The 24580-nt window shown below is 61.7% G+C and carries 14 protein-coding genes and 10 pseudogenes; 14 read left to right on the top strand and 10 right to left on the bottom strand.

What is annotated here, in order from left to right; genetic code table 11:
• Positions 1 to 99 precede the first annotated feature (99 nt).
• Both H9K75_RS00390 and H9K75_RS00385 read right to left on the bottom strand, forming a co-directional pair.
• Positions 100 to 1106: pseudogene (locus H9K75_RS00390) on the bottom strand (tripartite tricarboxylate transporter substrate binding protein).
• 62 nt (positions 1107 to 1168) lie between these two features.
• A complete protein-coding gene (locus H9K75_RS00385; protein ID WP_187724345.1) occupies positions 1169 to 2041 on the bottom strand; it encodes an HpcH/HpaI aldolase/citrate lyase family protein in 873 nt (290 codons plus the stop codon).
• Positions 2042 to 2141: 100 nt separating this feature from the next.
• Between H9K75_RS00385 and H9K75_RS00380 the strand changes: the two are divergent.
• Positions 2142 to 3034 (top strand): annotated as a pseudogene (locus H9K75_RS00380) (LysR family transcriptional regulator).
• On the opposite strand, the gene H9K75_RS00375 reads toward H9K75_RS00380, so the two are convergent.
• Positions 3017 to 3739, bottom strand: a complete 723-nt coding sequence (locus H9K75_RS00375) for a helix-turn-helix transcriptional regulator (protein ID WP_187724344.1) — start codon at positions 3737 to 3739, stop codon at positions 3017 to 3019. The pseudogene H9K75_RS00380 and the gene H9K75_RS00375 sit on opposite strands and share 18 nt — an antisense overlap.
• Before the next feature lie 113 nt (positions 3740 to 3852).
• Between H9K75_RS00375 and H9K75_RS00370 the strand changes: the two are divergent.
• Positions 3853 to 5266 (top strand): annotated as a pseudogene (locus H9K75_RS00370) (MFS transporter).
• Between the two features lie 63 nt (positions 5267 to 5329).
• Here the strand turns inward: H9K75_RS00370 and H9K75_RS00365 are convergent.
• The 4 genes and pseudogenes from H9K75_RS00365 to H9K75_RS00350 form a co-directional block, all read right to left on the bottom strand.
• A pseudogene (locus tag H9K75_RS00365) lies at positions 5330 to 6346 on the bottom strand (LD-carboxypeptidase); the annotation flags it as partial.
• A 54-nt stretch (positions 6347 to 6400) separates the two neighbouring features.
• A pseudogene (gene tadA, locus H9K75_RS25315) lies at positions 6401 to 7777 on the bottom strand (tRNA adenosine(34) deaminase TadA).
• Positions 7778 to 7803: 26 nt separating this feature from the next.
• Positions 7804 to 8046 carry a hypothetical protein gene (locus H9K75_RS00355; protein WP_187724343.1) on the bottom strand — a complete coding sequence of 81 codons (243 nt, stop codon included), beginning with the start codon at positions 8044 to 8046 and terminating at the stop codon, positions 7804 to 7806.
• A 69-nt stretch (positions 8047 to 8115) separates the two neighbouring features.
• Positions 8116 to 9053, bottom strand: a pseudogene (locus H9K75_RS00350) (ADP-ribosylglycohydrolase family protein).
• Positions 9054 to 9182: 129 nt separating this feature from the next.
• Here H9K75_RS00350 and H9K75_RS00345 point away from each other — a divergent pair.
• The 4 genes and pseudogenes from H9K75_RS00345 to H9K75_RS00330 form a co-directional block, all read left to right on the top strand.
• Positions 9183 to 9911 (top strand): annotated as a pseudogene (locus tag H9K75_RS00345) (NUDIX hydrolase); the annotation flags it as partial.
• Between the two features lie 68 nt (positions 9912 to 9979).
• Positions 9980 to 11988: pseudogene (locus H9K75_RS00340) on the top strand (peptidase U32 family protein).
• A gap of 14 nt (positions 11989 to 12002) precedes the next feature.
• Positions 12003 to 12686 carry a 3'-5' exonuclease gene (locus H9K75_RS00335; RefSeq protein WP_187724342.1) on the top strand — a complete coding sequence of 228 codons (684 nt, stop codon included), beginning with the start codon at positions 12003 to 12005 and terminating at the stop codon, positions 12684 to 12686.
• A 211-nt stretch (positions 12687 to 12897) separates the two neighbouring features.
• Positions 12898 to 14179: pseudogene (locus H9K75_RS00330) on the top strand (O-acetylhomoserine aminocarboxypropyltransferase/cysteine synthase family protein).
• A 67-nt stretch (positions 14180 to 14246) separates the two neighbouring features.
• Here the strand turns inward: H9K75_RS00330 and egtB are convergent.
• Both egtB and egtD read right to left on the bottom strand, forming a co-directional pair.
• On the bottom strand, positions 14247 to 15533 hold the full coding sequence (gene egtB / locus H9K75_RS00325) for an ergothioneine biosynthesis protein EgtB (protein WP_187724341.1): 1287 nt from the start codon (positions 15531 to 15533) through the stop codon (positions 14247 to 14249).
• Positions 15533 to 16609, bottom strand: coding sequence for an L-histidine N(alpha)-methyltransferase (egtD, locus tag H9K75_RS00320; RefSeq protein WP_226858434.1), 1077 nt, complete (start codon positions 16607 to 16609; stop codon positions 15533 to 15535). The genes egtB and egtD overlap by 1 nt, the downstream gene beginning before the upstream one ends.
• A gap of 244 nt (positions 16610 to 16853) precedes the next feature.
• On the opposite strand from egtD, the gene H9K75_RS00315 reads away from it, so the two are divergent.
• The 8 genes and pseudogenes from H9K75_RS00315 (at position 16854) to H9K75_RS00280 (ending at position 23701) form a co-directional block, all read left to right on the top strand.
• Complete coding sequence (locus H9K75_RS00315; RefSeq protein WP_187724340.1) at positions 16854 to 17243, top strand: hypothetical protein; 390 nt, start codon at positions 16854 to 16856, stop codon at positions 17241 to 17243.
• Between the two features lie 23 nt (positions 17244 to 17266).
• On the top strand, positions 17267 to 18115 hold the full coding sequence (locus tag H9K75_RS00310) for an alpha/beta fold hydrolase (RefSeq protein WP_187724339.1): 849 nt from the start codon (positions 17267 to 17269) through the stop codon (positions 18113 to 18115).
• A 36-nt stretch (positions 18116 to 18151) separates the two neighbouring features.
• Positions 18152 to 19305: pseudogene (locus H9K75_RS00305) on the top strand (ABC transporter substrate-binding protein).
• Between the two features lie 45 nt (positions 19306 to 19350).
• Complete coding sequence (locus tag H9K75_RS00300) at positions 19351 to 20220, top strand: branched-chain amino acid ABC transporter permease (RefSeq protein WP_187724338.1); 870 nt, start codon at positions 19351 to 19353, stop codon at positions 20218 to 20220.
• Positions 20221 to 20223: 3 nt separating this feature from the next.
• On the top strand, positions 20224 to 21174 hold the full coding sequence (locus tag H9K75_RS00295; protein ID WP_187724337.1) for a branched-chain amino acid ABC transporter permease: 951 nt from the start codon (positions 20224 to 20226) through the stop codon (positions 21172 to 21174).
• Complete coding sequence (locus H9K75_RS00290; RefSeq protein WP_187724336.1) at positions 21171 to 21950, top strand: ABC transporter ATP-binding protein; 780 nt, start codon at positions 21171 to 21173, stop codon at positions 21948 to 21950. Before H9K75_RS00295 ends, H9K75_RS00290 begins: the two co-directional genes overlap by 4 nt.
• Positions 21937 to 22650, top strand: a complete 714-nt coding sequence (locus H9K75_RS00285) for an ABC transporter ATP-binding protein (protein ID WP_187724335.1) — start codon at positions 21937 to 21939, stop codon at positions 22648 to 22650. Before H9K75_RS00290 ends, H9K75_RS00285 begins: the two co-directional genes overlap by 14 nt.
• Before the next feature lie 22 nt (positions 22651 to 22672).
• Positions 22673 to 23701, top strand: a complete 1029-nt coding sequence (locus H9K75_RS00280; protein ID WP_187724334.1) for an amidohydrolase family protein — start codon at positions 22673 to 22675, stop codon at positions 23699 to 23701.
• A 143-nt stretch (positions 23702 to 23844) separates the two neighbouring features.
• On the opposite strand, the gene H9K75_RS00275 is transcribed toward H9K75_RS00280, so the two are convergent.
• Positions 23845 to 24462, bottom strand: a complete 618-nt coding sequence (locus tag H9K75_RS00275; protein WP_187724333.1) for an OmpW/AlkL family protein — start codon at positions 24460 to 24462, stop codon at positions 23845 to 23847.
• Between the last annotated feature and the right edge of the window lie 118 nt (positions 24463 to 24580).

Genomic DNA, 24580 nt, shown 5'->3' with positions numbered 1-24580 from the left:
ATCTTTCAAATTCGAAAAGATGACATGCATTGACGCCCCAACGGCTCCTGCCAGCTACCGCCGCGCAAGGGCCTCCCCGCAGCGCCTCAGGCAGAAGCCCTAGTCCGCCACAATGTTGCGATCCTTGGCGAGCTTTTTCCAGCGATCAACGTCCGACTTGATGACGTCGCCAAACTGCGTCGGTGTGATCGGCGTGACGATTGCGCCTTCCTTCAAAAACTGCTCCTTCAACTCAGGTTTGGCAAGCGCCTGATTCACCGCCTTGTTCAGCGTATTGACCACGCTGGCGGGCGTGCCAGCGGGTGCCAGCATGCCCCACCACAGATCGAACTCATAGCCCGGCACCGCGGTTGCCATGGGCGTGAGTTCCGGTGCAATCGGGCTGGGCTTGAGGCTGGTGATGCCCACGGCCTTGAGCTTGCCGCTGCGGATCATCGGCAGGATCGACGGACCGCTCGACACCAGCATCTGCACCTGATTGCCGATCACGTCGGTCACGGCCGGCCCCTGGCCCTTGTAGGGCACGTGAGCGATGTCGAAGCCCGGAATCATCGAGCGCAGATATTCGGTCGCCATGTGGTTGACACTGCCGGTGCCCGAGGTCGCATAGTTGAATTTGCCGGGGTTCGCCTTGATCGTCTTGATCAGTTCAGCCGGAGTGCTTGCCGGAAACTCGTTGTTGACCGCGACCACCATCGGCCCTTGGCGAACATCGCAATCGGTGCGAGGTTCTTCACCGGATCGAACGGCATCTTGGGCTGCACGCCGGCATTCGTCGTCATGCTCGAAGACACCGCCACCAGGGTGTAGCCATCGGGCGCTGCCTTGGCAACAAACGCCGTTCCGGTATTGCCGCTCGCGCCGGGGCGGTTGTCCACGATGATCGGCTGTTTAAGAATGTCGCCAATCTCCTTGGCGATCTGGCGTGCGAACACGTCGTTGGAGCCACCGGGTGGATAAGGCACGACCATCGTGATCGGCCGGGTCGGAAATTCAGCGTCTGCGGCGATGGCGGACGTCGCGCCGATGGCCGTTGCGGCGGCTACCGCACACGCTGCCAACACAGTGCTGCGGCGCGTGATGGATGCTTTGGAAATTTTGGTCATCAATGTCTCCTTTTATTTTGGAAATGGGCAACTCTTCAAACTGAGATTCAAATGTCGGACGCTCATGAATCGGCAATCAAACCCAACGCCAGCGCACGCTCGACAATCGCTTCGGCGCGCAAGACAAACGGCCTGTCGATCATCTTTCCGTCGACCACATAGGCCCCCACGGCGTTCTGATCCGCATTGCGCGCGGCCTGCACTACCGTCAGCGCGTCGTCGATTTCCATCTGCGTGGGCTGGAACACTTCGTTGGCAATCGCAATCTGGCTCGGGTGAATACAGGTCTTTCCGAGAAAGCCCATGCGACGCGAGAGTTCGCACTCGGCGCGAAATCCCTCCATGTCCCTGATGTTGGCAAATGCTCCGTCATACGCAAACACGCCCGCCTCCGCCGCCGCCATGCGCACCGCGAACATGGCCTGCGTGATGGCAAAGGCTTCACGGCGATGGATGCCGTAGGGCTCGAACAGATCGCCGAGCCCGAGCTGCAGTCCCTTCACGTGCGGGTGCGCCTGCGCCAGTTCTGCGCCTATGCGTAGCGACCGAGGCGTTTCCATGTTGAGCAGCAGGCCCGGCACGTGGTGCACGCCGTTGGCGCGCGCCGCTTCGGCGACGGCGTTGGCGGCGGCGACCACATGCGCCGCGCTCTCGGGCTTGGGCAGGTTGATGAGGTGCACGCCCTCCTGCACCGCCTCGGCCACATCCTGCGCGAAATGCGGGGTGTCCATGGCGTTCACACGCACGATGATCGTCTTGGCATGACTGCGCGAGGCATCGCTCCGCAAAAATTCGCGCAGCAACGCACGCGCCTCGTCCTTGCGCGGCTCGGCAACGGCGTCTTCCAGATCGAAGGAAAGACTGTCTGCCGCACCGGCAAGCGCCTTGGCAAACAACTCGGGACGCGACGCCGGAACAAACAATTTGCTTCTCATGCCTGCATTGTGGGTTCAGCGCGGGCATTGAATGGCATAGCTATCATTCGTTCAGACACAAGAGAAAATATCTTCTGCGCGTAAACCCTGAGGGTCTTGAATGGAAACCGGCTACCTTCAAAGCTTCATGTTGGTCGTGGAGACCGGCTCCATGGCCGAGGCTGCGCGCCGCCTGCACATCACCGCAGCCGCGGTCGCGCAGCAAATGCGCATCCTGGAAAAGGAATTCAAGACGCCGCTGCTCACGCGCGCCGGCCGCACCGTCGTGCCCACACCGGCGGGGCATCGCCTCACGCAGAGCGCCCCGGCCTTGCTGCGCGAACTGACTCACGCGCGCACGCTGGTCAGCAACGATGGCACCAGCGGCGAGCTTGTGATTGGCACCATCAACACGGCGCTACACAGCCTGCTACCCGACATTCTTGCGGACTTCGTCAAGCAGTGTCCGCACGTAAAGGTGTTTCTGCAATCGGCCACCACCGACCAGCTCTACGAGGCCGTGCAACACGGGGACATCGACGCCGCCGTGTGTTTGTATCCCGCCTTCCCACTCGCCAAGACGTTTGACTGGACGCTGCTGCGTGAAGAGCCGCTGATTCTGCTCGCGCCCAAAAGACTCGCGCATCTCGATGCGCATGAGCTGCTGCGCAACCAGCCGCTGATCCGCTACGACCGCAACCTGGGCGGTGGTCAGATGGTCGACAAATACCTGCGCGCCGCACACATCGTGCCGCAAGAACGCTTCGAACTGAGCTCGCTTGTCGCGATTGCAATGATGGTCGATCGAGGTCTCGGCGTGGCGCTGGTGCCGGATACCGCGCTCAATCTGCCCGACGGGCAAAGCGTGGTCCGGTTGCCCTGCCCGATGCAACGCAGTCGCGCAGGTTTGGCGTGATGTGGCTGCGCTCATCTGTGAAGCTGCCACTGATTCATAAGGTGGTCGCGAGCGCGAGGCAGGTACTCAGAACTCGCAACTCAGCCGATACGGTGTAGCGGTGATTGCGTCCGCGATCCGCGATTGAACGAGGAGCGCTCAAGCCACGCGTGCAGCAGCGCGTCGCGCTCATCGGGAAACGAATCCTTGGTCACGACGAGCGAAGCGACGCGATCGGTGCGAAAGTGGCGAAAGTCCTCCCGCAGCTCGCACCACGCCGCGATGAGAGTTGCCTCAACGTAGTACACCACCGCTATCGGCCAGATCGTGCGCTGCGTCTTGCTTCCGGACTCATCCTCGTATTCGATTGCCAACTTGGCGTGCGCGCGTATCGCCTCGCGCACCTGCGACAAGTCCACGGCGGGTGAGGAGCGCGCGCCTGCGTCGGAGACGTAAAACTGAGGCGTGGCAAGACGCCTTTGCTGGTCATCAGAGACGATGCTCGCCAGTTTGGAGAGCACGCCCTGCGCGGCGATACGCAGGCTTTCGTCGCCGGTGCGTCGCACCAGATACGCGCCAATGGCAATCGCATCCACTTCTTCCTGGGTGAACATCAGCGGAGGCAAATCGTAGCCACGCCGCAGTACATAACCGAGGCCCGGTGCGCCCTCAATGGGTACACGCTGGGCCTGAAGCGCGGCAATGTCGCGATACAGCGTGCGCACGTTGACCTCCAGCCGCTCGGCGATCTGCGCAGCCGTCATTGGCTGGACAGCCCCGCGCAGCAGCTGGATGATCTCGAACAATCGTTCCGCCTTACGCATGCCCTACTCCGTCTTTCAGATTGAACGCAGGCATCGACCGGCCCAGTGATGAGTACTGACACACCGTTGTCAGTACCGGTTGCATAGCATGGACGAACCTCAAAGCAATCGTAATGCACCCATGTTTCAACGCAGGGCAATTACTAGACACAGTGGCATCAAAACCTCTCACTTCGGACTCTGAAACCTCTGCTGGCAATCCGCTCGTACTCTTCACTCTGTGCCTTGCTGTGCTGGTCGCGCAAGTCGACACGGCAATCGTGAATCTCGCCATCCAGCCGATACGCGCCTACTTTCATGCCAGCCTGAGCGCCATGCAATGGGTAGCAGACAGCTACAACCTCATCTATGCCGTGCTGCTGCTCACCGGCGGATTGCTCGCCGATATCCGAGGCAGGCGGCGCATTTTCATGTCAGGGGCCGGGCTCTTCACCATCGGCTCGCTGGTCTGCGCGATGGCGCCGAGCGTCAACATCCTGATCCTTGGTCGCGCAATAGCAGGCATCGGCGCGGCATTGATGATTCCTGCATCGCTTGCCATTATTCGCGTGAGCTGGCCAGACCCGGCGCAACGCGGGCGCGTGCTTGGAATCTGGGCGGCCTGCAACGGTCTTGCAATGGCCATTGGCCCACCCTCGGCGGCGTGCTCATTCACCTGCTTGGCTGGCGCAGCATTTTCTATGTGGTGATTCCGTTGAGCATCCTGGCACTGGTGCTTGCGGTCACGGTGATTGCGGAATCCGCTGATCCCCACGACCGCTACTTCGACACTGCGGCGCAGGTGCTGAGCGCTTTGGCGCTGGGAGGCCTTGCACTTGCAGCCATCGAGGCTCGCGACTCGCCCGAGTTGCGCTCGTGTCGTTCGCGGTCTGCGTCCTTGCGTTGGCGGCGTTCGTGCGCACCGAGAATCGACAAGGCGACCGCGCGCTCGTCCCGCTCGATCTGTTCCGAAACGGCGTCTTCAGTGCCGCGATGATGGCCACCGCTGCGATGACGTTCGGGATGTATGGCGTGCTCTTTCTGCTGCCGCTTGCATGGCAGAGTGGCGGCATCTACTCCGCAACGCAATCAGGAATCGCGCTCATGCCTTCCGCGTTGCTGTTTTTTCTCATTTCACCGCTCTCCGGGCATCTCCAGTCGAAATGGGGTCAGCGCATTGTCTGCACCGCAGGCCTCGCGTTGATTGCAACAGGTCTGTTGACGATCGGTGTGAGCGCAATGCATCTTCATGGCAGCCTCGCAACCGAGATAGGCCTGGCACTCACCGGCATTGGCATGGGCATTGCAACCGGGCCCCTCACCGGCGCAGCCGTTGCCGCCGTGAGCGCCGCTCGGTCAGGCACCGCCGCATCACTCATCAACGTTGCGCGAATGATCGGTGCGACGCTAAGCATCGCCGTCCTTGGTACCGTCTCGGAACTCTGCGGCGGCAACATGCAGGGGCTGCGCGCGGCAATGCTGACCGCTGGCATCATTCAATTGATCGTCGCGGCCTTGACCTGGAAGCGTATGCAGTCCGCACAGTGATGCGCTTCTCCCCACAGCGGGGGCGCGTGCACGCCTGACGGAGCACTGGCTGTCAGTGCACATGCCCCAGTAAATCAGCGCATCCCGCCCTTCCACCGACAGTGACACGTTTGCGCCGACCGGCAGCAGCACCTTGGTCGCCACATGGCCGAACGGCAGATTGGTCAGCACCGGGGCCTTGATCTGCGAGCGCACCCAGTCGATGGCCACCTGCATCTTGTAGCCCTTGTCGTGCGGTGCCAGGCGGTAGCTGGTGAACTGGCCCATGACGATGGCCTTCTGGTGCTTGAGCACGCCCGCTTGCAACAGTTGCGCGAACATGCGTTCGACGCGGTAGGGATGCTCCGCCACATCCTCCAGAAACAGGATGCCGCCCTTGATCTGCGGGAAATATGGCGTGCCGAGCAGCGAACACAGCATCGCCATGTTGCCGCCCCAGAGCGTTGCGTTCTGGAAGTAGACGTCGGGCACGGCCGCCTTGCCGTTCTCGAGCGGCTTTTCGTGGTGCATGCGCCAGCCACTGCCTTCGCCGTGGCCGGTGAACAGATCATCGAGACAGGCGAGCATGATGTCGTCGGGCTCGCCGTCGACGCCAATGTCGGCCACCAGTGAGGGGCCGGACCAGCTCGTCGCGCCGGTCTGCGCCAGAAGCGCGTTTTGCAATGCGGTGAAATCGCTTTGGCCGATGAAGCGCGTGCCCTTTTCAACCGCCTTGGCAACGGCCTTGTATTTGATCCCGGGGAGAATGCGCGACAGGCCGTAGCCGCCGCGCGAGATCAGCGCCACGTCGGCACCACTGGCCGCCGCGCGATGAATGGCGGCAAGCCGGGTTTCGTCATCGCCCGCGAAGCGCGTGCTGCGTGCCAGCGCATCCTGGTCGATCTCGACTTCATGACCCATGGCCTTCAGGCGCGCGACACCACGGCGAAACGCCGCCTTGTCCAGCACGGCGCTCGACGGCGAATAAATATAGATATGTTGCGAACCGTGGTTATGTCCGCAGGCCGCATGCTGGTCATGCGCGTCATGGGCAGGTTCGTGATCGTTGTGGGATTTTTTGCGTGTCGCCAAGGCAGTCATCAGGCGCGCGCGGCACCTGCTCCGAAAATGTGAAGACCGCGGCCCGTGCCGCGATCAGGATGGGCGGAAGTATTCCACAGCTCGATGGGCCACATCGTCTCCGTGACTGGAAATGAAGTGATCCATCGCGTCAATGACCCTTGGCTCCGGCGCGTTGGCGATCCGCTGGCCAAGCCGCTGCATCGCGGCCTGATTAACCAACACGTCGGCACCGCCCGCGATCAGCAGAGACTTGTGCCGCCATGCATCGCGCCAGAATGCGAGAACGGCTTTCGCGAAATCCGGCTCGCCCGCATCGGCAATGAAACCCGCAAACGCGCGCACGGCAGCGCGATAGCCCGCATCGGGGAATGGCGCATCCCACGCGGGCGTTTCTTGCGTCTGCGCTGGTGAGACCTGTCCGGCAATGGATAGTTTGGGCTTGCGTGCAAACTGCTCATGCCATTTCTGCAAATTCATCGGTAGGGGTGCAGCAGGCGCGGTAAGCCAGGTGTTCAATGCGAGCATGCCCGCGTAACGATTGGCAGAGACAGTGGGCACCGCGAGCCCAAGCAACCCCGTGAGGCCGTGATTGACCAGCACGACGTTGCGCGCATCCAGCCGCTCGACGAGTTGCTGCAGCACCTGCGCGTGCCAGGCCAGGCGGTGTGCAGCTTCCTTCTTCGGTTTGTCGCTCTTGCCGAAACCAATCAGATCCGGCGCAATCACCCGATCACCCGCCGCCAGAAACACGGGAATCAGATCGCGAAAAACATAGCTCCAGGTGGGATGGCCGTGGATCAGCAGCCAGGTGCGCCGCGCGTCTCGCGGACCCTCGTCGAGATAATGCAGACGCAGCCCATCGAGCGCTGGAAGATCGCTCACATAGTGCGGGCTCCACGGGTAGTCCGTGAGTTTTGCAAATGCTTGGTCAGGCGTACGCAGTGCGTCATCGCGCAGCGGGTGCGCCGCAACACTCAACTCGCGCTGCGCTCTGCGTCGCTCGCGAAAAAACGCGCTCAGTTCTGCGCCGCATTCCTCGGCCAGCACTCCGCCCGGATTTCGGTCTGGTGATTGAGCAGGGGTTCGGCAAACAGATCGACCACCGACCCTGCCGCACCGGTCTTTTCATCGGCCGCACCGAACACCACGCGCGGCAGCCTCGCATGCAGCATCGCGCCCGCGCACATCGGACAGGGTTCCAGCGTCACATACAGCGTGCAATCGTCGAGCCGGTAGTTGCCAAGGCGCTGGGCGGCCGAACGCAGCGCGGCAATTTCCGCATGCGCCGTCGGGTCGCATCGCGCAACCGGGGCGTTTCGGCCCGTGGCAATCACCCGGCCATCGCGCACCAGCACCGCCCCACCGGCACCTCCCGTCGGCCGCAGCCTCGCGTGCGAGCGTTAGTGCGAGACGCATGCCATCTTCGTCACCAAGGCAGGGTGTTCCCATCGGCACCGACTCGCGCATGGTCATGCCTACGGCGCTTCCTTGTCGATGCGCTCCTGTTGCTGCTGCATGGCGGAATCAAGCTGCTGCTTGAATTGCTCCTGAATCTGCTGGCTCTGCTCACGCGCGTTCTTCGGCGCGCTTGCACCATCGACGGGCGCCGACTGTTGCACCGGCACGGATACCCTGGTCGCGGCGACCTGCTTCTTTGCGAGCACGGCAACGATGGCAAGCGCAACGAGAAGCCCGATCAAACCGATTCCAAAACGCATGTTCGCAGTTCCACTCTTCACACAAGGTTGCTCACTGTAGCGCAAGCGGATCGGGATGGAAGGTGTATGTCAGCGAGTGATGGCAGCGTCGGCCAGATTCGCATTGAACAACTGCGACGCCAGATCACGAATGTCGTCGGACATGTGCAAGCGCGCCACCCATGTCGAAGGCAACCCGGATGCTCCCAAAAGGCTCCCGCAAGCTGACCGGTGATGGCAGCCGTGGTGTCCGCGTCGTCTCCCAGGTTTGCTGCCTCGAGAACCGCCTCCCAGCAACTGTTGCTGCGCGCAAAACACCAAAGCGCCGCTTCCAGACTCTCAGCCACATAGCCCGATCCGCGAATCTGATCACGGTCTTTCGCGAGATAGGCGCCTTGCGCAATCTGCTGAATCTTCGGGCTTGAGAACTGCAAATCCGCCAAACCAAGCACTTGTTGCTTGTCGCCCCCACGCAGCGCGCGGTCCAGCGCGACGGAGAACAATCGGCACGCGTCCAGGCATTCAGCCGCGCCGTGCGTGGTGCGCGAACTGAGTGCCGCCATTTCCTGCAACAACGCCTCGTTTCCGCAATAGCGCATGGCCACAGGCGCAAGTCGCATCAGCGAACCGTTTCCTGCACTGCGCGGGTCGGAACTTCCGGCGAGCGGGTCGCCGGTCCGCAGAAATTGCTCCACCGAAGTCCGCGTGGCGATACCAATGTCGAAGCACTCACCCGTGGAGCTCCAATACCCATGCAGGTACCAGTTCGCGTAGCGTGTCATCTGATCCTGCGGATCGCATGCGCCGCGTCTGATCAGACTTTCGGCCAGGCAGAGCGCCATGGAAGTGTCGTCAGTCCATTGCCCCGGCTTGAGCGAAAACGGCCCTCCGCCGACCATGTCGACCAAGGGCGTGAAGCTGCCACGCGGCTGAAACTCCAGCGTGGTGCCAACCGCATCGCCGCAGGCCAGGCCGAGCAATGCACCTTGAAAGCGATCCCATCTTTCTTCGTTCTGGCTCATGGTCATCCTGTCGGTCCTATGCGATTTCGTTTTATTTTCAATGCGTTCAATTGCATTTCAAGCAAAAGTTGCCCAAGACAACTTCAATCAAGTTGTACAATACAACCGCTTCAAATTCCAGTCAACACCTGCTGCATGCCCGTCACCGCCGATCACGCCAAAACCGTCGCCGTGCCCGACTTTCCTCGCCCGTTCACGACCGTGGATCTGGTGATCTTCTCGGTTGTGGATGGGCTGTTGCAGGTGTTGCTGGTGCAGCGCCCAAGGAACGGCAATGAGCCGTTTCCCGGGCTGTGGGCGCTGCCGGGCGGGTTTGTCGATGTGGCCGTGGACGTGGATCTGGAGGCCTGCGCGCGCCGCAAGCTCAAGGAAAAAACCGGAGTCGCCAGCCCGTATCTGGAGCAGCTCGGGAGCTGGGGCGGCCAATCGCGGGATCCGCGCGGCTGGTCGGCCACGCATGTCTACTTTGCGCTGATTCCAAGCGCTGATATCGAGCTCGCCAAGGGTGCGAATGCGGCGGACGTGGCCTGGTTTGCGGTCGATGGCCTGCTTGCGCAGCCCGCGCTGGCATTTGATCACGGTGAGATTTTGCAGACGGCTGTCGAACGGCTGCGTGCCAAGGTCGAATACACCTCGTTGCCGGCTTTTTTGCTCCCCGAGCCATTCACGCTGCCCCAGTTGCAGCAGGTCTACGAAGTCGTGCTCGGGCGGCCCGTGGACAAAAGCGGCTTTCGCACGCGCATGATGTCGGCGCAATTTCTCGTCGAGGCAGGTCATGTCGAGGGCACGTCGAACCGCCCGGCGATGGGGTACCGGCTCGCCGATCGCGGCGAGCCCGTGGTGTTTCCGCGCACCTTCAGTCCAGAGCCTGAACACACGCCAATCACCGATTACGGGCAGACACGGCACCATCCTGAGATAATCGCGCACTTATGTCTCTCCTGCCCCACCAGCTCGAACTGCTCTCCCCGGCGCGTGATGCCGATATCGGAATCGAAGCCATCAACCATGGCGCGGATGCCGTCTACATCGGCGGGCCGGCCTTTGGCGCGCGCGCGACGGCGGGCAACGACATTCGCGATCTGGAGCGGTTGATCCGGCATGCGCACCGTTTTGGCAGCCGCATCTTCATCACGCTGAACACGATCCTGCGCGACGACGAACTCGAGGGCGCGCGCCAGATGGCGTGGCAGATCCATGAAGCCGGTGCGGACGCGCTGATCATCCAGGACATGGGCCTGCTCGAACTCGATCTGCCGCCCATTCAGTTGCATGCCTCCACGCAGACCGACATCCGCACACCCGAGAAGGCGCGTTTTCTACAGGACGCGGGCCTGTCGCAGATCGTGATTGCGCGCGAACTCGATCTCGAACAGATCCGGGCCGTGCGCGAGGCGACCGACCCGAATCGCACCACCATCGAATTCTTCGTGCACGGCGCGCTCTGCGTCGCGTATTCCGGCCAGTGCTTCATCAGCCATGCGCACACGGGCTGCAGCGCCAATCGGGGTGATTGCAACCAGGCCTGCCGACTGCCCTATGAGGTGACCGATCAGAGCGGGCGCATCATCGCGCACGAAAAGCATGTGCTGTCGATGAAGGACAACAACCAGAGCGACAACCTGCGTGCGCTGATCGACGCCGGCGTGCGCAGCTTCAAAATCGAGGGCCGCTACAAGGACATGGGTTACGTGAAGAACATCACGGCCCACTACCGCAAGCTGCTCGACGGCATCATCGAAGAGCGGGAATTTTCCGATGCCCGCTGGCACGCTCTTCGTCTGGTCGCACGACTTTCACCTTCGAGCCCGACCCCGACCAGAACTTCAATCGCGAGTTCACCGACTACTTCGTGAATGGCCGTCAGGACGACATCGGCGCCTTCGATACTCCGAAGACACCGGGCCGCGCCATCGGCTGGGTCACGCAAGTGGGCGACAAGTGGTTTGAACTCGAGACCTCGGACAAGGCCACCGAGCTGCACAACGGCGACGGCCTGTGCTACTACGACCTGCAAAAGGAACTCGTGGGCGTGCACATCAATCGCGCCGAATGCGTGCACGCCAGGAAAGGCGTGTGGCGCGTGTTCCCGAAGAACGAGATTTCGGAATTCAAGGACCTGCGCAAGGGCCTCGAAATCAACCGCAATCGCGACATGGACTGGGTGCGCACACTGGAGAAAAAATCGAGCGACCGGCGCATCGGTCTGTGGGCCGAGTTCAAGCAGACAGCGAGCGGCTTCGCGCTGTTGCTGACCGATGAGGATGGCTTTGTCGGCAACGCGGAAATCGACCATGAACATCAGCCAGCGACCGACGCTGCCAGGGCCGAGGCCACACTGCGCGAGCAACTGGGCCGCTTTGGCGCGACGCATTTCGCCGCGCACGACATTGCACTGAATCTGTCGCAGCCCTGGTTTGTACCGGCATCCGTGCTCAACCAGTTGCGCCGCGACGCGCTCGCCTCGCTCGAATCGGCGCGCGAGACGGGCTTTGTGCGACTGCCGCGCGCCACGCCGGTCGAGCCACCGGTTCCGTTCCCGGAAGACACGCTCAGCTATCTCGCCAACGTGTTCAACCAGAAGGCGCACGACTTCTACGTGAAGCACGGCGTCAAGGTGATCGATGCCGCGTACGAGAGCAAGGAAGAAGAAGGCGAAGTCAGCCTGATGATCACCAAGCACTGCGTGCGCTTCTCGATGAGCCTGTGCCCCAAGCAGGCCAAGGGCGTGATCGGCGTGAAGGGCACGATCAAGGCCGAGCCGCTGCAACTCATCAACGGCAAGGAAAAGCTCACGTTGCGCTTTGATTGCAAGCCCTGCGAGATGCACGTCGTGGGCAAGATCAAGCGCTCGGTGATGAACCAGCATGCCCGCGAAATGCAGGAGCATCCGATGCAGTTCTACCGCACGCGCCCCGCGCGTAGCAGCACCGGCCACTGACCGATCGATCCTGCATGTCGCGCCGCAAAGCTCCGACCAAGGACGAATCCGCGCTGCTGCCGCCGTTTGCGGCGCTGCCCGATTCCGCGATTCACGTGCCAGTCTCGGGCGACGATTTCGAGCATGCGCGCACCGCCCTGCTCCAGGCCAGGGTGCTGGGCTTTGATACCGAAAGCAAGCCGCTGTTCCAGGCGGGCGCCAAGGACACCGGGCCGCATCTCGTGCAGTTCGCCACGTGCACCGACGCCTGGCTTCTGCAAATGCAGTATCCACAGACATTTGCGCTGACCCGCGAGGTGCTGGGCAACGCGCAGATCACCAAGGTGGGCTTTGGTCTCGACAACGACCGTCACCAGTTGCAGGGCCGACTGCAAGTGGAAATGCAGAACGTGCTGGATCTCGACCGCGTGTTCAAACGCCATGGTTTCGGATCGTCGACCGGGGTACGCGCCGCGATTGCGCTGGTGCTCGGGCAAAGCCTGCGCAAGTCCAAACGCGTGACTACCTCCAACTGGTCGAACGAGCAACTGAGCGACAGCCAGCGCCGCTATGCGGCCAATGATGCGCATGCTCCGGCGATGGTCTACGCGGCACTCGCGGCGTGGGAGGCAAAACAACCGCCGCCGCCGCCACAGCCACAGAGCGCTCCACGGCCTGACGCAGCGACGCCATGGACGACGCCTACCGACGGCTCCTGAACGCGTATGAGCCGCGACATCGGCGCGGCAAATAAACTCATAGCGAATACGTCGTTAGCCGCATCGCGCGCAGCGGTCAGAATCTGCGCACTGCATTCACTTGGAGGGAGTGCGCGCCATGCGCCGACGCGCGTAGTGGATACTGATCGCCCCTTTCCCTTGCTTGCTTCATTGCTCCATCGTTCGTTCATCTTTGCGGAGACCCTGCACCATGCGCATCGAAACCCTTGCCGTTCACGCCGGTTATTCCCCGATCCACCACCAAGTCGGTGGCCGTGCCGATCTATCAAACGGTCGCCTACGCGTTCGACAGCGCGCAACATGGAGCAGATCTGTTCGATCTGAAGGTGCCGGGCAATATCTACACGCGCATCATGAACCCGACCACCGACGTGCTGGAAAAGCGCGTGGCAGCGCTCGAAGGCGGCATTGCGGCATTGGCCGTGGCATCGGGGATGGCCGCGATCAGCTATGCGATCCAGACGATTGCCGAGGCTGGCGACAACATCGTCTCGGCGAGCACGCTCTATGGCGGCACCTACAACCTGTTTGCGCACACCTTTCCGCAGCAAGGCATCGAGGTGCGCTTTGCCGATGCGCGCGATCCGGCGAGCTTCGGCAAGCTGATCGACGCGAGGACCAAGGCGGTCTTCATCGAGTCCATCGGCAACCCGCTCGGCAACGTGACCGACATCCGCGCGCTTGCCGACGTTGCACACCAGCACGGCGTGCCGCTGATCGTCGACAACACGGTGCCCAGCCCCTATCTGCTGCGACCGATCGAGCATGGTGCGGACATCGTCGTGCATTCGCTCACCAAGTATCTCGGCGGCCACGGCACGAGCGTGGGTGGGGCCATCGTGGACAGCGGCAAATTCCCCTGGGCCGAGCACAAGGCGCGTTTCAAACGCCTGAACGAGCCCGATGTGAGCTACCACGGCGTGGTCTACACCGAAGCCCTCGGCCCGGCCGCCTACATTGGCCGTGCACGCGTGGTGCCACTGCGCAACATGGGTGCGGCCCTTTCGCCGCAGAACGCCTTTCAGATTCTTCAAGGCATTGAAACGCTCGCGCTGCGCATGGACCGCATCTGCGAGAACACGCAGAAGATCGCCGAGACGCTGCAAAAGCATCCCAAGATCGAATGGGTGCGCTACGCGGGCCTCAAGGATCACCCCGATCACGCCATCGTGCAAAAGCAATCGGGTGGCCGCGCTTCGGGCATTCTGTCGTTCAGCCTCAAGTCGTCGGGCGAGGATGCACGTGCCGCCGGTGCGCGCTTTCTCGATGCGCTCAAGCTGTTCACGCGCCTCGTGAACATCGGCGATGCAAAGTCTCTTGCCACACATCCCGCCTCGACCACGCACCGGCAACTCGACGCCGCCGAACTCGCAAAGGCCGGGGTGACCGAAGGCATGGTGCGCCTGTCGGTGGGCATCGAACACATCGACGATCTTCTCGAAGATCTCGACCAGGCACTCGCCGCCGTCTGATGTGATTGGGGCCGGCTCACACAACAAGACTGCACAACGCGATCCCCGTGCGTTGTGTGAACAGGTCCTAACCGCGCGCCAGTCGCAGTCCCGCGAACTGCCAGCGCGCGGTGGCCGGAAAGAAATTGCGGTAGCTTGCGCGGATGTGCGACTGGGGCGTGGCGCACGAGCCGCCGCGCAGCACGTACTGGTTCACCATGAACTTGCCGTTGTACTCGCCCACCGCGCCCTCGGCGGGCTGGAATCCCGGATAGGCCTCGTAGCTCGAACGCGTCCATTGCCAGACGTTGCCGAACATCTGCAACTTGCCGCCCTCCTCGGGCACGGGATGCAGCGCTCCGCTTTCGGCGAAATGGGCACCCGCAGTCCGTGAAGCAGTGGCTTGCGCGACGGCCTCCCACTCGGCCTCAGTCGGCAGACGCGCACCAGCCCAGCGCGCAAAAGCGTCGGCTTCAAAATACGAGAGATGCACCACGGGCTGCCGCGGCGCAAGTGCCTGCGGCCCTTCGAGGCTGAACTCCTGCCACTGCGACGATTGCGACGCGTCGGCATCGCTGCGTCGCCAGTAGAGCGGCGCTTCGAGCGCCTGCGCGGCTCGCCAATCCCAGCCTTCGGCCAGCCACAGCGCGGGATCGCGGTAGCCACCGTCCTCGATGAATTCGAGGTATTGCGCATTGGTCACCAACTGCTCGGCGATCTCGAACGGTTGAAGAAAAACGCTGTGTCGCGGACGCTCGTTGTCGAATGCAAACCCATGGCCCTCATGCCCGATCTGCAGCAGGCCCCCGGCATGCGCATGCCACCGGGCATGGGCTGGAGCGTGATTGCCCTCGTTGGCGCGACGCTCCGTGGACTCGCGATATGCAGGCCAAAGGGGATTGCGGGACAGCAGGTGCTTGACGTCGGTAAGCAGCAATTCCTGATGCTGCTGCTCGTGCTGCAAACCCAGCTCGACGATGGCGAGCAATTCTTCACCGACGCCCTGCGCGAACAGCCGATTCATGCGCTCGTCGACGTGCTCGCGGTAGTTCAGCACCGTCTGCAAGTCGGGACGCGTGAGCAGCCCGCGCTCGGGCCTCGGATGCCGCGCACCGACACCGTTGTAGTAGGAGTTGAACAGCACGCGGAATGCCGGATCGAATGGCGCGAAGCGCGACTCGAATGGTTCGAGCACAAAGGTTTCGAAGAACCACGTGGTGTGCGCCAGATGCCACTTCACCGGGCTCGCGTCGGGCATGGACTGCGCACAGCAATCTTCGGCGGACAGCGGTTGTGCGAGCTTGACGCTGGCCTCGCGCACGGACGCAAAGCGGATATCGGGCCGGATGTCCGGCGCGCTCGTCTGCCTGAGCATCAGGGCCGCGCGTGAATGACGGCGAACCAGTCCTGATCGTCCGTCCAGCTTTGATACTGACCAAAGCCCGCTTCGCGCAGCAGGGCCGCAAACACATCGAGGGAATACTTGTAGCTGTTCTCGGTATGAATGCGTTCACCCATGGAGAATTCGCGACCGCCACCGGGCCAGCTCACCCGCATGTCATGCAGGGCCACCAGATGCATTTCCACGCGCGAGCATTCCGCGTTGAAGAACGCCCGGTGCTTCCAGTGCTGCGAATCGAAGTCACTTCCGATGAGCCGGTTCACATGGTCAAGTGCATTGCGATTGAACGCAGCAGTCACGCCCGACGCGTCGTCATAGGCCGCTTGCAGGATGTGCACCGGCTTGGGCAGATCGATGCCGATCAACAGACTGCCGCCATCACTCGCCTCACCGAGCATCGCGCGCATTTGCGACAGCAGATGCACCGCCTGTGCGGGCTCGAAATTGCCAATCGACGAGCCGGGATAGAACACGAGGCGGTTGCGCCTGGGCAGGTCTTCGGGCAACCGGATCGGCTCGGTGATGTCGCCCGCGATCGCGCGCACGCGCAGCCACGGCAAAACGTCGGAGAGCCGCTTGGCAGCCTCCTGCAAATGCTCCGTGGAAATATCGATGCCGACGAATTCGGTGGAGTGAAGGCGATCACATAACGCGCGCGCCTTCTCGCAATTGCCAGCCCCCGGCTCGATCACCACGCTGTCCGCCCCCACCGACGCCGCGATGCTGTTGCCATGGCGCTCGAAGATCGACTGCTCCACGCGCGTCACGTAGTACTCGGGCAGACGGGTAATGGTCTCGAACAGCGCAGACCCGCGTTCGTCATAGAAATATTTAGGCGAAATCGTGGGCTTCACCTGGCTCAGGCCATGAATGATGGCCTGGCGCTCGGTCACGTCACCCGAAGGCCAGACGGTCGCTGCCTGAGCCTGAGGCGACGCCAGCGAAACCACAGGCTTGGACCGGGGTGTCATGGACATCATCGCGCCAGGCGCGAAATGTGCCGACGATGGGACCGACGATGCGTGCGAGGGGTGAAGGTTCAGCGACATGACATGAGCTTACGGGCGGCCCTCCCGACCAGGCGACGGCAAGCACGCCCACCCCCCGTAGGAAACGGCTTTCAGCGTTTGCCCTGCCCGATTCATCTCCACTCGGCTGGCCCCATCTCCCGCTAGTGAAAACCCCGATTCATGGCGCTCCGACTCACATTATCATTTGTTCAGAACCAAAGTTCTACAGAACAGAACTTCATTGAATGTGAGTGCTTTTTCGCCCTACAGGAGCCCCGCCGCCATGGAGCAAGATTCCCTGCTGCGCATCTTTGAGTCGATTCCGGAACATGTGAACCGCAACGCGCATCTGGTTCATCGCGGGCGGTACATGAATGCGCGGCTCAAGATTTCCCTCGCCGACGTTCCCTATCTGATGGAAATCCGGGACGGAAAGATCGCGCAACTCACGCGAACATTTCCGCTGTTCCAGACCACCGATCTGGTGATTTCCGCGGGGAGTGACGCATGGGCGGCGCTATGGGAGAAATTTCCCAAGGCTGGCTGGCACGACATATTCGCCTTGCACAAGCGCGGCGCAATGCAAATCGAAGGCGAATCGCAGGTTCTGTTTTCGAATCTCCAGTATCTCAAGGACGTCTTGAATACTCCGCGCCTGAGGCATGGCGCCTGAATATGCGGGAGGCCACATCCAAAATGCACGGAACCATTGAACCGATCACCGGCAAATATCTGCACGTGGACATCCTGGGCGAGCCTTGCCGCGTGTACTTCGAGGAAAACGGCCAAGGCATTCCACTGGTCTGTCTGCACACCGCCGGTGCGGACAACCGCCAGTTCCGCCATCTTCTGTGCGATGAGCAAATCACCCGGCAATATCGGGTGATCGCGTTCGACATGCCATGGCACGGCAAGTCGTACCCGCCCAAAGGGTTTCAGAACAAGGACTACGAACTCACCACCGAGCGCTACGTGGCGACGATCCGCGCCTTCTGCTCGGCGCTGCGGCTCGAGCAGCCGGTGGTGATGGGCTGCTCCATTGGCGGGCGCATCGTCCTGCAACTCGCGCACGCTCACGGCGGCGAATTCAAGGCCTTGATAGGCCTCGAAGGTGCCGACCACCAAAGCCCGTGGTACGACACGAGTTGGCTCAACCGTCCCGACGTGCATGGCGGTGAAGTCTGCGCGGCACTGGTATCCGGTCTGGTCGCGCCGCAAAGCCCCGATGAATATCGCCACGAAACGCTCTGGCAATACAAGCAAGGCGGCCCCGGGATATTCAAGGGCGATCTGTATTTTTACCGCGTCGATTCCGACCTGCGCGGGAAACTGTCGGGAATAAATACCCAAAAGACGCCGCTGTATCTGCTCACCGGCGAATATGACTTTTCCTGCAGTCCGGAAGACACCGTGCGAACGGCGAGCAGCATTCCCGGAGCGAAGGTCACCGTCATGCAGGAAGTGGGTCATTTCCCGATGAGCGAGAACCCTGAGCAGTTCCGAACATACATCCTGCCGGTTCTGCAGGAAATAGCCGGCCACTGAATTCAGCCACGTTCAAATTCCAAAGGAGAAATCACAATGAAGAAAATTCTCACCGTCTCGCTGATGTGCCTGGCAGGAAGCGCGTTCGCTCAGGAAGAACTGAAGATCGGTGCCATCGTAACCCTGTCGGGCGCGGGTGCGGCCTGGGGGCAGGCCATGCTCTACGCCACGGAACTCGCAGCCGACGACGTCAACGCCAAGGGCGGACTCGACGTGGGTGGCAAGAAGTACAAGGTGAAGGTCGTTCCGTACGACGACAAATACCAGGCCGGTGAAGCCGTGACCGCCGCGAACCGTCTGGTATTCGAGGACAAGGTCAAGTACGTCATCGGCCCGGTGGGTTCGGCCCCGCGCTCGCGGTCACGCCAATCGTGGACAAGAACAAGGTCGTAATGCTCACGCTGGGCTTCACCGACAAGGCGCTGGGCGTGGACAAGCCGTTCAACTTCCGCCCCAACCTCACGACCATGGAGACCTCTCAGCCGCAGATCAACTGGATCGTCAAGGCCAAGGGCATCAAGAAAGTCGGCGGACTGTTCCCCAATGACGAGACCGGCCAGCAGATTGCGCAGGATCTGGAGAAGGCCTACAGCAAGGCCGGATCGCAGCTCAACGCCAAGGAGTTCTTCGAGCGCGAGCGCGTGGACATGATGCCGCTGCTCACGCGCCTGATGGCCAAGGGCGTGGACGCCATCGAGCTTGACGGCAACGCGCCGGGCACGGCGGGCCTGATCGTGAAGCAGGCGCGCGAGCTGGGTTTCAAGGGCTTCATCATTCGCAGCGGCGGCCCTGCCACGCCCGAGATCGTGAACGTGGCCGGTACGGGCTCGACCAATGGCATGCTCGTGAACACGCCGATCAATCCGGCCAACGCCGAAGTGAAGGCATATTCCGACCGCTATTTCGCCAAGTACAAGAAGCGCATGAACGGCTTCAGCCCGGCCTTCTACGATGGCACGCACATGCTCTTCAAGGCCATGCAGGCGGCGGGCACCGTGACGGACACCGACAAGGTGCGCGTGGCGCTTGAAAACGTCAAGGATTTCAAGGGCATTCTCGGCACGCTGAACTGGACCGGCAAGGATGTCTACGGTACTGCGCATCAGGTCAGCGCTCCGTTCTACATTGCGCGCGTGCAGGACGGTCAGGAAGTGATCGAGGCAACGTGCTCGCTCACCGAGTGCAAGTGACCGTTCGTGGATTGATGCGCTGATCAAGCGTTCGGGGATACCGCCGTGGACTTTAGCTTTTTGATAGGTCAGGCGCTGACCAATGGCCTCATCATCGGCTTGCTGTACCTGCTGATGGCCATTGGTTTCACACTGGTTTTCGGTGTGATGCGCGTCGTGAATTTCGCGCACGGCGAGTTCTACATGCTTGGGGCGTTCGTGGCCTATGTATGCGTCACCAAGCTCCAGTTGCCGTTTCTCGCTGCGGTGCTGGCCACGTTCGTGGTCACGCTGGTCGCGGGCTGGATTATCGAGGTCGTCGTGATGAAGGGTTTTCGCGGCGACGAGCTCAACGGCATGATCGCCACGATCGGCCTCGCGATGATTCTGCAGAACGGCGCATTGATGGTCTTCGGTCCCGATCCGCAGTCCATGCCCGCCGTGGCCGAAGGTGTGATCGCGCTTGGCCCGGTGATGGTGCCGATGTCGCGCCTGTACGTCGTGGTGTTTTCGGTGGTCGTGCTGGCCGTGCTCTATGTGTTTCTCATGCACAGCAAGGGCGGTCGCGCGCTGCGCGCGGTGGTGCAGGACATCGAGATCGCCAATGCGCAAGGCATCCGTTCGCAATTCATGTATCCACTCGGCTTCGGCATCGGCGTGGCACTGGCCGCCGTGGCAGGAGCGTTGATGGCCCCGGTGTTTTCGGTGTCGCCAAGCATCGGCTCCACGCCACTGCTCAAGGCGTTCATCGTGGTGATTCTCGGCGGACTCGGCAGCATTCCGGGCGCTGCGCTTGCGGCTTTGCTGCTCGGGGTGTTCGAGAGCGTCGCCAACACCTTCATGTCCAGCAGCTTCTCGGACATGCTGCTTTTCGGCTTCGTGATCCTGATGCTGATCTTCCGCCCTGCCGGATTGCTTGGAAAGGCGGGGCGCTGAATCATGAATTCCACAAAAAGTGGTGCATGGAAGGTCTGGATACCTTCGCTGCTCGCGCTGTTCGCCGCGCCGCTGCTGTTTGCAGGCAACGCGTTCTACATCCATCTGGCGGTGCTGATCTGCCTGAACATCATTTTCGTGAACGGCCTCGCGCTGATCAATCGCACGGGACAGCTCTCGTTCTGTCACGCGGCGTTCATGGGCATGGGCGCGTTCGTCGCGGTGATCTGCACCACGCGATTTCACACGCCGTTCTTCATCTCGGCCATCGCCGGTGTGGCGGCGTCGATGCTGATTGCGTTTCTGCTCGGCGCGGTGATCCTGCGCCTGCAGGGCGTGTACTTCGTGCTCGTGACGTTCTGCTTCGGCGAGCTGTTTCGCCTCGTGTTGCTGGAGGGTGGCGGCATCACGGGCGGCGCCAACGGCATCGCCAACATTCCGCCGGTGAGCCTGCTGGGCTTCACATTCGATACCAAGCTGTCGTTCTATTTTCTCGCCGCGACGTGCGCGTTTGCCTCGATCGTGCTGTTGATCGCTCTGTTCAAGACACCCAAGGGCGATGCGCTCAATGCGGTCGGCGACAACCCGGATCTCGCCGAAGCGAGCGGCATCAGCATCCAGGGCTCGCAGATGTTCGCCTTCGTGCTGGGAAGCGCGCTGGCCGGATTTGCAGGTGCCCTGCTCGCCCACTATCTGGGCTTTGTCTCGCCCGAGTCGTTCAACCAGCACGTCTCGGTGGCGGCGATCATCATGCTGGTCATCGGTGGGCGCGGCTCGGTGCTCGGACCGATTCTCGGGGCACTCATCATGACGCCGCTGCCCGAGCTGTTTCGCAGCGCCATCGAGACCCAGAACATCATGTACGGAATCACGCTGATTCTGGTGCTGAAGTTTCTACCCACGGGCCTCGTCGGCATCGGGAGCCAACTCTTTGGCAAGGGAGGCCGGCGATGACCCCACTGCTCAAGGTCGAAGGCCTTTCCAAGTCGTTCGGCGGACTCGCTGCCGTGCGCGACCTGAGTTTCGAGCTTCAGGAAGGTGAGATCGTCGGACTGATCGGCCCCAATGGCGCGGGCAAGAGCACGGCGTTCAACATGATCAGCGGCGCGATGGCACCGACCTCCGGCAAGATCGCATTCGCCGGAGAAGACATCACCGGACGCAAGCCCAGCCGCGTGGTCAGGCAGGGCCTTGCGCGTACCTTCCAGTCCGCCACCGTCTACCCGAAATCGACCGTGTACGAGAACGTCTACCGTGGCGCACTGTGCCACTTCGGCGTGCCGGTTTGGGCGCAGATCACGCAGACCGGTACCTATAGGCAGGCACTCAAGCGCACCCATGAACAGGTGAGCAAGGTACTCGAAATTACCGGCCTGAGTCCCTATCGCGATGAGATTGCGGGTGAACTCGCCTACGGTCATCAAAAGCGCATTGGCGTGGCCATTGGCCTGGCATCGAGCCCTTGCCTGCTGCTGCTCGACGAGCCCGCAGCGGGCCTGAACCCCGAAGAATGCGCGGAGTTTGGCCGCCTGCTCAAGTCGCTGCGCGACGAGCACCGCATTTCCCTGCTGTTCGTCGAACATCACATGGCCCTGGTGATGGGCACCTGCGACAAGATCATCGTGCTGGTGCAGGGTCAAAGGATCGCGCAGGGTACGGCCGACGAAATTCGCAATCACCCGGCCGTGATCGAAGCCTATCTGGGAGTGGACGAAGATGCGCACGCTTGAGGTCAATGACATCGTCGTTCACTACGGGCTGGTCGAGGCGCTGCACGGTGTGAGTTTCAAGGTCGATGCGGGCAGGATCGTCGCCCTCATCGGATCGAACGGCGCAGGGAAAAGCACCACGCTCAAGGCCTTGATGGGCCTGAAGAAGCTCACATCGGGGTCGCTGGTACTCGATGGCGAACGCATGGACACCAGCAACGCAGCGCAGCGCGTGTCCATGGGCATTGCCCTCTCGCCGGAGGGCCGCCGACTGTTCCCGCGCATGTCGGTCTGGGAAAACCTGATGGTCGGCGCGCACACCGTCCGTTCGTCGGAACAGAAGAAGAAATCGCTGGAGCGCGTCTACGAACTGTTTCCACGCGTGCAGGAACGCCGCCAGCAGATGGCAGGATCGCTGTCCGGCGGCGAGCAGCAGATGGTGGCCATTGGCCGCGCGATGATGTCCAGCCCCCAAATACTCATGCTGGACGAACCCTCGCTCGGCATTGCACCGAAGATCGTCTCGGAGATCGCGCAGGCCATCCAACGGCTCAACCGCGAGACCGGCACGTCGGTGATTCTCGTCGAGCAGAACGCGCGTCTGGCGCTCAAGATGTCGGACCACGCCTATGTGTTCGAGCAGGGTCTGGTGATCCGTTCGGGCTCTGGCCAGGAACTGCTCAACGACAGCTTCGTGCAGAAGGCGTTCCTCGGCATCTGAACCACGGCAAGCACATTCATCCATGAGCACCACCTCCCTACCCATCATCGCGCGGGCAGAAGTCCGGCCCGACTGGCTTGCGCAGCACACCGAGGCCGCGCTGGAGCCCGATCTGCCGATCATCGATCCGCATCATCATCTCGCCGACATCAACTGGGGTGGCTATCTCGAGGATGACCTGCTGGCCGATCTGGGTTCGGGCCATCGCATCGAGTCAACGGTATTCATCCAGGTCGGATTCGCCTACCGCACGAGCGGCCCGGAGTCGCTCCGGCCCGTGGGCGAGACCGAGCGCGTCGTGCAGATCGCCAACGCGGCCAACGCATCGCAACAAGACACGCAAATCTGTGCCGGGATTGTCGGCTTCGCCGATCTGTCGATGGGCGCGGCGGTCGAAGAGGTGCTGGCGGCGCAGATCGAGGCGGGCAAAGGCCGATTTCGCGGCATTCGTTGCCACGCGGCCGCACATGACCGGTTCCAGTACGGCGTGATGCATGCGCCGCCGCTGCACGTCTACCTCGACCCCACATTCCGCGAAGGCTTCGCAAGGCTCGCGCAGTTCGGGCTGAGCTTTGATTCGTGGGCCTATCACACACAATTGCCCGAACTCACCGATCTGGCAAAGGCGTTTCCCGACACGGCCATCGTCATCGATCACGTTGGAGCGCCGCTTGGCGTCGGGCCGTACGCGGGACAGCGCGGCGCCGTTTTTGCCGAATGGAAAAAGCAGTTGCAGCGCACTGCCCAGTTCCCCAACGTGAGCGTCAAGCTCGGTGGGCTGGGCATGAGCGTCTTCGGGTTTCCGTTTCACCAGCAGTCGAAGCCGCCGACCTCGCTGGAATTGGCCGATGCGTGGCGCCCCTACATACTGACCTGCATCGATCTCTTCGGCCCCGAGCGGGCCATGTTCGAGAGCAACTTTCCCGTGGACAAGGGAACCTGCAGCTATGCCGTGCTCTGGAATGCGTTCAAGCACATCACGAGCAACATGAGCGCCGACGAAAAGGCCCAGCTCTACCGCGGCACCGCGAAACGCTTTTATCGGATCTGATTTTGCGCGTGCAGCAGAAATAGCAGAAATAACAGCGGAAATAAAAATGCCGACTCTCGCAAAGAGAGTCGGCCAACTTCCCCACCATGATTTCTTGATGTGTCCGATCGGCTCGACCGGACCAGGATTTGCTCAGCCAGCTATCAGAAGCGGTAGCCGACACCCACGCCCACGAGGACCGGATCGACCTTGAACGAGCCGGCCTTGTTGCCAGCCGAATAGACATCGGTGCCGATATAGACCTTCTTCACGTCAACGTTGAGCGACCAGTTCTTCGTGAGTGTGTAGTCGAAACCGACCTGCAGCGCGCCGCCCCAGCTGTTCTTCTTGATCGAGGGCGAAAGCGCTGCGTCCACTGCCGGGTCGAACTTCACGCCCGAAAAACGCGTGTAGTTGATACCTGCGCCAACGTAGGGCTTGAATGCGCCCATGCCGGCGAAGTGGTACTGGCCCAGCAGCGTGGGCGGCAAATGCTTGAGCGTGCCGATCTTGTTGCCGCCCGCACGCAGGTCGTGCTTTTGCGGGTAGGTCAGGATCAGCTCAGCCGCGAAGTTGGGGGTGAAGAAGTACGAAACGTCGACTTCAGGAATCCACTTGTTGTTGATCGACAGATCAAGGCCCGTGGTGTCGTGGTTGCGGCTGTCCAGATGAACGGTGCGAACACGAACCATGAACGGGCCGACCGCGTCTGCGGTCTGTGCGAATGCTGCGCCGGAAGTGAATGCGCTGACTGCGGCGATGGCCAACAGGGTTTTCTTCATTAGAGTTACCTCGGGTTGTGATGGAAACAATTTGTGTATGCCGGTCATTGAATCAATTTCGACATAGACATGAGTTGCTTCAAATCAAGCTCGAGACGCCTTCCATTGACGAGAACCC

This window comes from Diaphorobacter aerolatus (genome assembly GCF_014489535.1).
Lineage (GTDB): Bacteria > Pseudomonadota > Gammaproteobacteria > Burkholderiales > Burkholderiaceae_C > Diaphorobacter_A > Diaphorobacter_A aerolatus.
Note: the sequence above shows the minus strand (reverse complement) of the source record. Positions and strands in the feature narration are given on the sequence as shown.